A 12,771-nucleotide genomic window follows, 5' to 3' on the forward strand; every position below is an offset into this window, starting at 1 on the left:
TGCTGCGAGGGGCGCTGCAAAGGCGAAGCACGGGGCATGGCAAGCCGCGGACGGAGCAGGACACGGAACTCTCCCGTGCTTCACAGCAGCAGGCTGCCTGCCTACAGCGGCAGCGGGCAGCCGCATTCCACGGTCGCTGCGCGACTGCCGTTCCGGACACCTGCCGGCGAATCCTTCAAAGAAACCCCGGCAGCACCGCAAGCAACCCTAACAGCGCCACCGCCAACGGTCGCCTCCCAACCCATGGGATAATCGCGAAAACGGGCAAAAGCGGTGCAATCAACATGGAAATATACACCCATGCGTAAGGGCCGCTGAGGCGGTATTTCGCCGCCTCGATCTCAATCGCCGCACCCGAATACCAAGCCACGAAAAGCTCTCCCGCGTACATGTAAGAGATCACCATCCCCGCCAGTGCCGCCACGATGATGTAGGGAAAGAGAAAACCGTATGCCGGTGCAGTGCCCCGCGTGTATAGGCGATAAACCGCCGCGGCAACCAGGACACCACAGGCCAAGAGATGAAGGATGAAGAAAAGCATGCCGGATCAAACACCACCCTTCACTCAAAACCCGAACCGCGCCTTCACCGCCTCCCGCTTCAACCACGGCACCGTCAGCCCCGCCACCACAGCCATCCCGGCCATCCCCCACCACGCCGCCCATAGCCCCTGTTCCGTCCAGCCGGTCTTGATCACATCCGGCTCCGACATCGGTCTCGTCGTATCAATCCTGTCCACGTAATCGACCGGCCCGTGGACCCAACTGCCCGGCTCCAGAAAACCGAAGCCGCTATCGTCAGTACAGTGATAGATGCGGCCTGGAAAGATCAGTTCCCATGCGACCGTCATCGCCGCCACCCCCGCGAGCAGCACGCCGCAGGCCTTCAGCAGGTTGGAAGTGAGGAGGCGAGAATTCATCGCCCTGCGATCATGGGCCATTCCAGCCGCGAAGCAAGGATCGCCCGCGGGGAGGGGGGCTCCCTGCCTTTCTGTCTTCCAAATTTCGCGCCCTTTCGCGTTTTTCGCGGTTAATCTTTAGCCCGTGAAACGAGCGGTACCGCCTCAAGAACCCAACCGCGCAAGCCTCTCCCCTTCACTCAAAACCCGAACCTCCCCTTCACCGCCTCCCGCTTTAACCTTAGCTCCCGCCACTCGTTCACCAGCCGGCTCGCCTCGATCACCCCGCAGCCCGCCGGCAGCCGCAGCTCCCGGCCCTCCCACCACACCCCGCGGATCGCCACGATCGCGTGAAACTCCCCCTCCACCAGCGCCCCGAAGGGCGCGCCGAAATCCTCCGGCGTCCCCAGCCGCCGCCGCCACGCGATCAGCTGCTCCATCGTCCACGCCGTCCGGGGCAGGGGACCCAGCGCCGGCGTCGGGTGCATCCGCCGCACCAGCGCCGCCGGACTCTCGCTCCCTGTTAGATCGACCTCGATCGGCGTGTGGAAGTGCACGATCGACCCCAGCTCCATGATCACCCGCGGCCCGCGCCGCACCCGCCCGATGTCCCCGAGCTGCGCCACCAGCGATTGCGCCACATACTCGTGCTCGCGGATTTCCTTCTCATCCACCGCCAGCACCTCGCGCTCCTCGGACCGCGCCGTGCCCGCCAGCGCCATCGTCCGCAGCACCCCGCCGCTCAAGGTAAACAAAGTCTCCGGAGTCGCCCCCGCGAAGCCCCTCTCGCCATCGGAAAATCCATAACCCATCAGCGTCCCCGCACTCGCACCCGCCGCTTCTAACAGCGAATGCCCCGGTGCATTTTTCAAGGTCCCGCGCTCCACCACCACCGGCACCGTCTTCTCGAAGTCCCCGGCCCGGATCGCCGCGCTGATCTCCTGGAATACCACCGCGAAGGCCGAGGCATCCGGCGGCTCCCACTCGCACTCCGGCACCGCCACCCCGTCGTCACCCCGCTCCGCCAGCTCCCAGCGCGCCGGGATCCACCACGGCTCCGCCGCCGTCAGCCCGAAGTCGTTCCGGTAAAACGCCGTCCCGGATGCAGGTACGGCACTCGTCGTACGAAAGGGACCGTAGCCCGTCAACCGCCGTCCGTCCGGCAGATCCAGGAAGGCGCGCGCATCCTTCACGGCAGCGCCTGTCCTTCCTTCAGCCGCGTGATCTCCTCGCCCATCGCCTCCGTCAGTTGCTCCAACTCGCCGATCCGCTCGCGCGCCCGCGCCACCTTGAATCCATGCAGCGAGAAGCCCACCGAGAACAGGAGCATTCCCAGCGGCGTCAGCAATCCTCCGGCTCCGGCAATCACCGCCACCAGCGTCGAATTACCGCCGGAAGGGGGAGGGGAGGAGGGCGAGCTCCCCAGCGAACGGGTCATCTGCGCAAACACCAGCCAAGTCCCCACAATCCACAGGATCGGCCCCAGCGTATTGAAAAGCATGCCCGTGCCCATCAGCCACCACGATGCTCCCCGGCTCCCGCGCCACAGCCCGGCCAAGCCGACCCAGACCCCCGAGACCAGCACCAGATAGAGGATCAGTCCGATAATGCCGATCCACGAGGACGCCATGTTCATGCCCTCCATCCAAGTCCCCGCCGCCCGCCCCGTCAACCACCACCGCGGACCCGCCGCCGCGCTATGATTGAATCGCCAGACGACGCCTCGATACCCACCGCGGCATGACAGAATTCAGCGCCCCTAGCCACTCGTTCTGGCTCGACTTTTCAGAGCGAACCATTCTGTATGCCAAACAGGTTTTCCCAAGAAACCTCTCGAAACCCAGCCTCCCACCTCAGTCCAAAACCCCCTGATGACGACCCGGCACCATTTCGTGTCCAGCGGTATGTCGTGCACTCTTGCCCTGTTTGCATCCGCCCGCGCGGCGGATCGCCCGTGGGACGGAAGCGACAGCGCTGCAGCGACCGCCCCCATCTCCGCCCCGGGCGAAAGGGATTCGGGTGAGAAGCTCGACCCCGCCCCCGCCCTTGATGGCGATCGCCTTTCTCAGCCTCCCGGAACCTTTTGGGGTTCCGTCACCGCCGTGCCGGAAGTCTCCGTCGCCGCGCTGATCGGGAGCATTGGATTGCTGGCATTGGTCCGCCGGCGAAGGGGATGATGGGTTCTGTCCCCGGAGCCGCGCTTCCGCAAGGGAGCGCGGCTTTTCTCTCGTTAGGTCGCCCCCATTTCCCAAGTCCGGCCGGGATGGCACGCAGGATGCGAAAAAGGAAACGGCCGGTCGGCCTTCAATCCCATGTCAAACGTTCCAGCATACCCGAAAAACCCTGCACTGCATTCTGATGATCCCTCCCTCGAATTCCTTCAGGATTCCGGGAATGACCTCACTTATGAAACCGCGGATCCCCGGCCTTTCGCTACCCCGCCGGTGAATGTGAGAGGCCTCGATCTCTCTCCGCCGGAGTTCAGCCTCAGGGGTCTCATCATCCAAGCTCCGGTCCCGGCCGTCCTGATCGCGGCGGGGATCGGCCTGCTTGTAGGAAATCTCGTCCGCCGCTGAATCGGGCCGAACGCATTGCTTGGCATTGCGGACTGCCACTGCGTGCCGGCAGCTCACCCCACCATCGCGAAACTCACCCGGAACTCCGCGCTCTCCCCGCTCCCGCTCACCAGTTCCACTTTGCCCCCGTGCTGATCCGCCAGCCTCTTCACGATCGAAAGCCCGAGCCCCGTCGATGCCTCGTTCCCCGTCGGCTCCGCGCTCAGTCGCGCATATCTCGAATACATCTTCTCCCGGTCCGTCTCCGAAAACCCCGGACCTTGGTCGCGGATGTGGAAATGGCCGTGCCCGTCTCTCGTCCCGAAGCGGATCGCGACCTTGCTTCCCTTCGGCCCGTACTTGATCGCGTTCGTCGCCAGGTTCTCCAGGATCCTCTCTAACACCCACGGTGGCACCCTCATCGGAATCGGCTTTCCCGGATCGAATTCGAAAGCGATCGCCTTCCGGTCCGCCCGGTGCCGCAGCCGGTCCAGGATCGACTCCATCGTTCCCGCAGGGTCGGCACAGATGCTGGAGGTCACCCGGCCCTGGCGTTCGGTCGCCAGCGTCTCCACCAGTTTCACCGCGGCGTGGGTCGAGCTTTCCACCACCTTCATCAGGGGCCTCAGTTCGGCGGGCACCGAGTCCATCCGCTCGTGAACCAGGGAAGCCGCCATCAGCAGGCCGGACAGCGGGGTCTTGAGATCATGCAGCGCCACGTCGAAGGCCACCCGGATCTTCGCGTTGTTGGCCACCGCTTCCAAATGGCCCATCGCCACCGCCGCATAGTCGCGCAGCAGGTCGATTTCATCCGCACTCCACTCCCGCGCTTCATAGTCGATCACGCAGATCGTGCCGAGGATATGGCCGTCGGCGGTCACCAGGGGAATCCCCAGATAAGCCTTCAGCGCCAGCGCCGTGACGATCGGATTGTCGGCGAACCGCGCGTCCTCCGCCGTGTTGGGAATCGACACGATTTCCCCTTCCAGCACCGTATGCCGGCACAGCGAATCCGTGTGCGGCCCCTCCCGCGCATCGCCCATCGCCGCCGGTGCCCCGCACACCCCGCGGAAATACTGGGCGGTCCCGCCGATCAGGGTGATCAGGCTCGTCGGCGCGCCCACCGCCCGCGCCGCCAGCCGTGCGATCCGGTCCAAGTCCGCATCCGGATCCAGTTGCACCGGCAGCACCTCCGCCACCGCTTGCAACCGCGCCTCATCAAACAACCGATTGAAAGCCAAGCGCATGCCGCGGCTTGTGGCACCGCCCCCTGCAAAATGAAAGCCTGAATCCCAAATCCGAAGAATCGCGCAGCATCAGCCCGGCAGCCTACGCGGCCGCTCCTGAAAACTGAAAACTGAAAACTAGCAAACTTCTTCCACTGATCACTCGGCACCTGCTGCTGCCTCATTCCTCCCCCTGCTTCACCCAAGCCTGCAGCCGTCCCTCCAGCCTCCCCATCTCCGGCAGCAATTCCGCCAGCGCGGGATCCGCCTTCCAGCGCCCCACCGCTTCCAGCGCCGCTTGGTCATCCGCCACCACCGCCGCGCGCTCGTAGGGGGCGGGCGGACTTCCGTAGAGCCGGTAGCCCGTCGTCGCGCTGCGCAGCGGATAGACCGCCAGAAACTCCCGCTTCTCCTCCACGGAAACCGCCGGATTCCTCAAATAGCCATCGACCAGTTCCGGCTGGCCCGCTTCCAGAACCGTCGCCCGTGCCATCAGGCTCGCCCGCAAGCTGCCCTGATCTTCAAAAAGCCCCGGCTGCTCCGCGATCAATTCCGTCACCAGGCGTGCATCCGCCGCCGCCGTCTCGTGCAGCGCCATCGCCCCGACCTCCCGTGCCGGCGGTGACTGGTCCAGCCAAGCCGCAAGCGTCGCCGTGGCCGCCGGAGTCGCCACCACCCGTGCCAGATCCAGCGCCTCCGCCAGACCGGCACTCTTCTGCCAATCCGGCTTCCCCAGCATCGTCGAAAAATAGCCCTCCAGCTCCGCATCCGGAGCACGCCAGGGTCCTTTCTGCAGCAACGCCTTCAGCGCCACCGCATATTCCTCCGCGGATCCCGTCGTGCCCAGGACCTCCCGCGCGACTTCCGCCGCCAGATCCGGATCGGTCACGCCCAGCATCTCCAGCAGGAAGACCCGCAGCGTCGGCCAGCCCTTTAGCGAGCGTCCTCCGCCTACCTCGAAGGGGATGCCCGTCTTGGCATCGGCCCCGCCGCGCAGCAGGTGCGCGCTCATGGCCGCCACCAGATACAGGTCATCCTCCTCCAGCCAGCGCTTCTTCAGATCCGCCAGTTGCCGGCGGATCTTCTCCGGATCCTCGCCCTTCTCGCAAGCCGCCAGGATCGACTGCCAATCCTCGCTGATCCGTTCCCGGCCCGTGCGCGCCGCGGGCGGCTTCACGGGCGGGGACACCGCCGCCACCGGCGGCACCACAGCGGCCGGCTCCGGCCACAGCGACATGCCGCCCCACACGACCGCGGCAGCCAGTGCCACGGCCAGCAAGGGGCGGTGCCTCGCCGGCATCTTCACTTCTCGGCCAACACTTCGAGTTCGAAGCGCGTCACCACCGTCGGATCACCGGTCAGGCGGTCTTGCACCAGAAGCGCCCAGGTCCCGTTGGCGGTGGCATCGTCCAAGCCCTCCATGTCCACGATCTGATCCTCGATCACAAGGTCATCCTCACCCGCACCTTCGCCATCGTGGAGGATGCTCATCTCTCCTGACGGTGTCAGCAGTGCCACGATCAGGTCGCCGCGGTGTCCGGTCGTGATCCCCAGATCCACGGTGATGCTCAAAGCCTTGGCTCCCTCGTCGAAGCGGCTGATCTTGAAGGGGATCTTCGTCCAGCGGTGCACCCCGTCTGGAATCTTCTTCGGCTTGGCCAGCACCATCCGCATCGTGCTCGTGCCGATCGCCTTGGGACCGTTCTTCATCGACTTGCGCGGCCCGCCGATCGCCGGTGCCGCCGACTTCAGGAAGCTCTTCATCGCCGTGGTCATCGAGTAGATCCCGGCCTCCGAAGGGCGGCCCGAAACCAGAAGGCCCGCCACCGCCCACTCCCCGTCTCCTTCGTCGATCCACACCGGTCCGCCGCTGTTGCCCGGGCCTGTGGAAATATGCGTGGCATAGAGATACTTGTGGGAAGCCTCCTTGAAGGTGGTGAACTCCGGCGTGGTCGAGTGCAGGTAGCCATCCCCCGGATCCCCCGTGTAATCCAGGAGTGCCGGATAGCCGGTGATCATCGTCTGATCCTTATGCTTCCTCAGATTCTTGTAGCCGGAGAAATCCAGCTGAGCCGGCTCGCCCAGGAAAAAGGGCTGCAGCCCCCACGCCAGCGCAATATCGCGCGAGAAGGCTTTCGGCGAATTTTGCCCCTCGCGGTCGACATTCTCCGCATAAGCGCTCCAGCGGAAGTAGCCGCGGGATTGCATCGACCTCACCACCTCCGGCGGCAAGCTCAGTTCCTCCCGTCCACCGCCACCCAGCCAGAGCGGAGGTGCCATCCATTTGCTTGTTTCCTCGTCATAGACCACATGGGCGGCCGTGAAAAAAAGATTCGGGTGTTCCGCCACCACACCGCTGCCTTGGCCCGATTCCGACTCCACGGATCCATTATAAACGAATGGATTATTGGCGGATTCCGCATCATTGACGCGGGCGGAGGAGTTGGTTTTGGGCGGAATCGGGACCCCTGCCATGGCTGGTAGCAGCAGGGAGATCCAAAGGCACTGGATAAAGGGCGTTCTCACAGGTTGAAGGGCAAGGTTAGTAGACAGCTCACATGTCTTAAATTTTTAGAATAAAAATGTCAAGCCCCGGCACTCCCTGCTAATTTTACGAGTTTGCCCCGATTCCCCGCCGCCAGAAGCCACCCCGACGTCACGGGTCCAACGGACGGCTCTTCCCCTGGGAGCGCGGAGCCACCGGCCCGCAGAACGGTCCAAGGGGTTTCACGCGCAGGAAAGGTCTGCAGCAAGGCAACGGCGCTATCCGACGCCCCGCGTGAAATGCCGTGCAGGAAGGGATGCTTCTTCGGCACGCGCTCTCCACGTCCCCTCAAGAACCTAGCGTCCTAGCGTCTTGGCGGTTCCTTCTTCCGCCTTTTCCTGAAAACTGAACACTGAAACCGAGCAAACTCCCTCCGCCCCACCACTGATCACTGATCACTCGGCACTCTGTCTTCCTCCCCATCCTTCGCCGTCGGCAGCTTCGCCACCTCGTCCAAAAGATTCACGATCTCCACCCCGCGCTCGGCCGAGCCGTCGAAGCGGAAGCTCAGCACCGGGGTCGACTTCAGCACCACCCGCTTGGAGACCTTCTTCTGGATGCTGCCGTGCTCGTGGTTGAGCTTCTCCAGCACGTTCTCCACGCGTCCGCCCAGCACGCTGATCCAGACCTTCGCCTCCTTGATGTCCTGGGTCGTCTCCACCGCGCTCACAGTCACCAGCGAGCCGTTCCACTCGTAATCCTTCTGGATCACGGTGCCGATCTCGCGCTTCAGCAGCTCGTTTACCCTGTCAATTCGGAGGCTCATCGTAGTGGGCGGCTAAGTGCCAAAGGCGGGAAGTTCCAAGTAATAAGGACCAAGTTCCAAGAAAGGCAAATCCGGCGAAGGCCTCCAGTGCCAAGGGCTGTTTCCCTTGGCACTTGGTCCTTCTCCCTTGGAACTTCGCTCTTAGAGCGTCTGCGGGATCTTCTCGAGCGTGTAGCACTCGATGATGTCGCCTTCCACGTATTCGTTGAATTCCCCGAGGCGGATACCGCACTCCATGCCCGACTTGACCTCGTCCACTTCGTCCTGGAAGCGGCGCAGGGTCGACATCTTGCCGTCGAAGACCGGCACCCCGCCGCGCAGCACGCGGGCGTGGGCCTTGCGGTGGACCTTGCCGTCCTTGACGATCGAACCGGCTGCCCGGCCCTTCGACTTGGAAAGCTTGAAGACCATCTTCACCTCGGCGTGGCCGATGATGTTCTCGCGGGTCAGCGGCTCCAGCAGCCCGAGCATCGCCTCCCGCACCTGGTCGATCAGTTCGTAAACGATCGAGTAAAGCTTCACCTGCACGCCCTCGGACTTGACCGACTTCACGGCATTGGCCTCGACCTTGACGTTGAAGCCGAGCACCACGGCATCCGCGGAGCTGGCCATCTGGATGTCGCCCTCGGTGATCGGACCGGCACCCGCGAGGATGACCTGGCCGGTGACCTTGTCCGACTTGATCTCGCCGATCGCGTTCTTGATCGCTTCCACCGAGCCTTGCACGTCGCACTTCAGCACGATCTTCAGCGCGGCCTTGCCGGTGCCTTGGATCACGTTGGAGAAGATGTCCTCCATCCGGCTCTTCTGCGTCATCTTCAGGCGCGAGTTGCGCAGCTCGAGCTGGCGCTCGTCGGCCAGCTTCTGCGCCCCGCGGACGGAATCCATCTCGACCAGGCTATCGCCCACGTTCGGCATTTCGTCGAAGCCGACGACTTCCACCGGCGTGCCGGGCTTGGCCTCCTTGACCGATTCGCCGCGGTCGTTGATCAGGGATTTGATCCTGCCGGCGAAGGGACCGCAGATGAACGGCGTGCCCGTCTTGAGCGTGCCGGTCTCCACGATCACCGAGGCGGTGGCACCGCGGCCGGGCTGGACCCGGGCCTCGATGATGGAGGCGCGGGCATTGCCCTTCGGGTTCGCCTTCAGCTCGAGCACCTCGGCCTGCAGGGCCAGCAGTTCGAGCAGCGCCGGAACCCCGGCACCGGTCAGTGCGGAAATCTCCACGGCCTCGACGTCACCGCCGAAGTCCACGGTCTGCAAGCCCCGCTCGGCCAGCTGGCTCTTCACCCGCTGCACGTTCGCGGCCGGCAAATCGATCTTGTTGATCGCGACGATGATCGTCTTCTTCGCCTTCTTGGCGTGCTCGATCGCTTCCAGCGTCTGCGGCATGATCCCGTCATTCGCGGCCACCACCAGCACCACGATGTCCGTGATGTCGGCACCGCGGGCGCGCATGTCGGAGAAGATCGCGTGACCCGGCGTATCGATGAACGTGATCGGCTTGCCCTCGTGCTCCACCTTGTAGGCGGCCACGTGCTGGGTGATCCCGCCGGCTTCGCCCTTGGTGATCTTGGTCTTGCGGATGTAGTCGAGCAGCGAGGTCTTGCCGTGGTCGACGTGACCCATGATCGTGATGATCGGCGGGCGCAGTTGCAGCACGTCCTGGGGCTCGTCCTTCGGAGCCTGCGGCTCGACGGCGACTTCCTCGATCTTGTGCACACCGCCGCCCTTCTCACGCTTCTCGCGCTCGAAGATGAAGCCGTGGATTTCGCAAACCTTCACCGCGATCTCGGGCTCGATAGCCTGCATCGGTGCCACGAAAATCTGCAGCTTGATCAGATCCGCCAGCAGCACGAAGGGCTTCAGGCCCATCCGCGCGGCCAGATCCGCCACGATGATCGGCGGCTTGATGCTGATGATGTTGCCGGTGTCTTCTCCATCCTCCGTTGCTTCTTCCGCAGCCGCGGGTGCGGGCGGTGCCGGCGGGGGGGCGGGTTCCTCCTGGGGCGGGGGCGCGAAGTGGATCGCCGCCTCCGCGGACGGGGATTCCTCGTCCAGTACCTTCGAGATCGTCGGCATCACGGCCTTGCCGGATTGCTCGGTCTTGCGCACTCCGGACCGCTTCTTCTTGCCGTCGTCGCTGAAGAGATCCAGCGCGTTGGCCTTGTCGGCATCCAGCTTGCTCGGCGGGGCCGGTGCGGGCGCGGCCTCGGAGGCCTGCGCGGCGCGCTGGCGGTCGCGGCGTGTGGATGCTGCTGTTGCCTTCGGCTGCTCGATGAGATCGAGAACCTTGCGCGGTTTCTGTGGAGTGCTGTCGCTGCTATCTTTAGCCATCAGGCGGGAAATGTCGTCGGTCGTTGCGGAGCTGCGGGTTAGTTCGGCTCCGGGGAGGTAAGATGGATGATGTGTCAAGCGGAGGCGGAATGCGCCTTCGCACGGGCCAGGATGTCGAGCGCCCGCTCTTCGGAAACTTCCAGGTTCGCCGCAATATAGTCCGCAGGCATCTCGGCCACAATCTCGGAACTCATGCCGCCGGCGCGGAAAAGCTTGTCGGCCAGGTCGTCGTCAAGACCGAGCATTTCGCCCATCGAGTGCGCCGCCCCGGCGATCTTCTTCTCGAATTGCTCCAGCTTGCTCTCGTCCTTGCGGACCTGCACGTCCCAGCCCATCAGGCGGGAGGAAAGGCGGGCGTTCTGGCCGCGGCGGCCGATCGCCTTGCTCAGGTCTTCTTCGTCGACCGTCACGTGTAGCACCCGGGCCTCGGTATCCACGCTGATCGAGCGCAGCACCGCAGGCTTGAGGGCTTCGCGGACGAATTCCTCGGGGTTGTCGCTCCAGCGGATGATGTCGACCTTCTCGTTGTTGAGCTCGCGGACGATGTTCTTCACCCGGGCACCGCGCAGGCCCACGCAGGCGCCCACCGGGTCCACCTTGTCGTCGGTGCTCCACACGGCCACCTTGGTCCGGTAGCCGGCTTCGCGGGCGATCCCGCGGATCTCGACCGTGCGGTCGGAAATCTCATTCACTTCGGCCTCGAACAGGCGGCGCACGAAGTTCGGATGGCTGCGGGACAGGATGATCTCCGGCCCGCGGCCTTCGTTCTCCACCGCCACCACGTAAGCGCGGATCCGGTCGCCGATGTTGTATTCCTCGGTCTGCACCCGCTCGCGGGATGGCATCACGCCCTCGAACTTGCCGAGGTCGATCAGCACGTCACTGCGGTCGAAGCGCCGGACGGTGCCGGAGACGATGTCTCCCGCGCGGTCCTTGAACTCCTCGTAAATCATTTCCTTCTCCGCCTGGCGCAGGCGCTGCATCATCGTCTGCTTCGCGGTCTGCACCGCGATCCGCCCGAAATCCTTCGGCGTGACGTTGAATTCCACCTGCTCCTCGACCTGGACCTCCGGGTTCTTCTTGGACGCCGTGGAGAACGGCACCTCGTTGAACTTGTCCGCGTAGTCCTCGTCGGGAACCACCTTCAGGCTCGCATAAATGCGGGTTTCTCCCTTCTTGGTGTTCACGTCGGCGCGCAGGATCTCGATGGCATCTGCCCCGGGAACCATCTTGCGATAGGCGGAAATGAAAGCGTACTCGAGCGCGGCAACGACCTTGTCACGGTCGATGCCCTTTTCCTTCTCGTAGTATTCGATGAGTGCGACGATGTCGTTGGTCATGGCGGGCAGTGCGGCGCTCGGCGCTCCGTATGTCCAGAGACGCGAAAGAGCGGGTTTTTCGACCCACTCCTTCGTGTCGGAAGATTGATCGGCGGGGGGATACGGCGGAATACCTTGAGTTGCAAGCCGAATCTCCCCGGTCGGGAGGACCATGCTAGGGGGCGGATTCGGGATTCCAATGACGAATGACGAATTCTCGAATTCAGAATGTCTTGGGCGCCAGAATGCGGGCCGATTTCCCCCCTCCACGCTCCATTCGTCATTCGGAAATTCGGAATTCGTCATTCCTTCAGCGTCCGCCAACGTAGAGTTCTGAACTCCCCCGTGGTCTGCCAAGTCGCCAATCCGAAAGGTGCGCAGCAATCGATCGGCCCCGGCCGCAGCGAGAGCTTCCGCCCGGTGGTGTCCAGGTCCACCACCCGGGTGCCGTCGATCCACGCCTCCAGCCGCTCCCCGAGCCGCGCCAGCCGCAGCCTGTACCAGCGCCCTTTCTCGAGAACCGTCGGTCGCGCCGTCCCGTTCTCGGACGCGTCCTTGTCGTCGAGGGAAGAAATTCCGACCAGCCCGCCTCCCCAGCCGCCGACGACCCAGGTCAGGCATTCTCCCGACGCCCGCGCCGGAAAGGTCAGCCCGCAGAAGAAGTCCGTCCCGTCCACCCGCCGCGCCTCCAGCTCGATCTCGAAGGGCAGCGTCAGCGGCGGCCCGGTCCACTTCATCGCGCTCAAGCTTTCTCCCCACTGCAGCCGCAGCACCCCCTCCTCCGGCCGGCTCAGCTCCCCGCCCATCACCTGCTCCCAGGAATCCGCCAGCCCCTGCCACTCCGGTTCCGCCACCACCGCGACCGGCTCCGCCTTCCTCCGACATCCCGCCGCAGCCATCCCCAGTGCCATCCACGCGCGACGATTCATCTCCCCCCAGCCAAGGCCAAGGCGCCCGCCTTTCCAAGCGGCAAAGTCGGTTCGGGAAATGGAAGAGGCCTTCTCTTAAAGGGGTACCCTTAAGAGGGATAACCTTTGCGTGCCGTTCGGGGCTACGGGTGGCGTGACGTCCGGGGCACCACCCGTGTGCCGTTTGAGGGCACGGGTAGGTAACGGTAATTCGATG

Annotated in this window: 11 protein-coding genes; all 11 read right to left on the reverse strand. The window is 64.3% G+C overall.

Translation table 11 applies throughout. From position 1 onward, the window contains the following. Positions 1 to 175 precede the first annotated feature (175 nt). The 11 genes from ABWK72_RS23080 to ABWK72_RS23130 all read right to left on the reverse strand — a co-directional run bounded on the left by ABWK72_RS23080 (position 176) and on the right by ABWK72_RS23130 (position 12,575). Positions 176 to 541: a hypothetical protein gene (locus ABWK72_RS23080; protein ID WP_367871932.1), complete on the reverse strand. Its 366-nt coding sequence runs from the start codon at positions 539 to 541 to the stop codon at positions 176 to 178. Between the two features lie 24 nt (positions 542 to 565). Continuing rightward, positions 566 to 919: a hypothetical protein gene (locus ABWK72_RS23085; protein ID WP_367871933.1), complete on the reverse strand. Its 354-nt coding sequence runs from the start codon at positions 917 to 919 to the stop codon at positions 566 to 568. 179 nt (positions 920 to 1,098) lie between these two features. Beyond that, positions 1,099 to 2,091 (reverse strand): chorismate-binding protein, encoded by a 993-nt coding sequence (locus ABWK72_RS23090; protein WP_367871934.1) that lies wholly within the window; start codon positions 2,089 to 2,091, stop codon positions 1,099 to 1,101. Continuing rightward, positions 2,088 to 2,534, reverse strand: coding sequence for a hypothetical protein (locus tag ABWK72_RS23095; RefSeq protein WP_367871935.1), 447 nt, complete (start codon positions 2,532 to 2,534; stop codon positions 2,088 to 2,090). The genes ABWK72_RS23090 and ABWK72_RS23095 overlap by 4 nt, the downstream gene beginning before the upstream one ends. 993 nt (positions 2,535 to 3,527) lie before the next feature. Beyond that, complete coding sequence (locus ABWK72_RS23100; protein ID WP_367871936.1) at positions 3,528 to 4,700, reverse strand: GAF domain-containing sensor histidine kinase; 1,173 nt, start codon at positions 4,698 to 4,700, stop codon at positions 3,528 to 3,530. Positions 4,701 to 4,860: 160 nt separating this feature from the next. Next, on the reverse strand, positions 4,861 to 5,979 hold the full coding sequence (locus ABWK72_RS23105) for a hypothetical protein (protein ID WP_367871937.1): 1,119 nt from the start codon (positions 5,977 to 5,979) through the stop codon (positions 4,861 to 4,863). A gap of 2 nt (positions 5,980 to 5,981) precedes the next feature. After that, positions 5,982 to 7,061, reverse strand: a complete 1,080-nt coding sequence (locus tag ABWK72_RS23110; protein ID WP_367871938.1) for a proprotein convertase P-domain-containing protein — start codon at positions 7,059 to 7,061, stop codon at positions 5,982 to 5,984. Positions 7,062 to 7,612: 551 nt separating this feature from the next. Then, positions 7,613 to 7,990 (reverse strand): 30S ribosome-binding factor RbfA, encoded by a 378-nt coding sequence (rbfA, locus tag ABWK72_RS23115; RefSeq protein WP_367871939.1) that lies wholly within the window; start codon positions 7,988 to 7,990, stop codon positions 7,613 to 7,615. A 141-nt stretch (positions 7,991 to 8,131) separates the two neighbouring features. Next, positions 8,132 to 10,327, reverse strand: a complete 2,196-nt coding sequence (infB, locus tag ABWK72_RS23120) for a translation initiation factor IF-2 (protein ID WP_367871940.1) — start codon at positions 10,325 to 10,327, stop codon at positions 8,132 to 8,134. Between the two features lie 74 nt (positions 10,328 to 10,401). Then, positions 10,402 to 11,667: a transcription termination factor NusA gene (gene nusA / locus ABWK72_RS23125; protein WP_367871941.1), complete on the reverse strand. Its 1,266-nt coding sequence runs from the start codon at positions 11,665 to 11,667 to the stop codon at positions 10,402 to 10,404. 281 nt (positions 11,668 to 11,948) lie between these two features. After that, complete coding sequence (locus ABWK72_RS23130; protein ID WP_367871942.1) at positions 11,949 to 12,575, reverse strand: DUF1080 domain-containing protein; 627 nt, start codon at positions 12,573 to 12,575, stop codon at positions 11,949 to 11,951. Between the last annotated feature and the right edge of the window lie 196 nt (positions 12,576 to 12,771).

It is taken from the genome of Luteolibacter sp. Populi, from assembly GCF_040801775.1.
GTDB lineage: Bacteria > Verrucomicrobiota > Verrucomicrobiia > Verrucomicrobiales > Akkermansiaceae > Haloferula.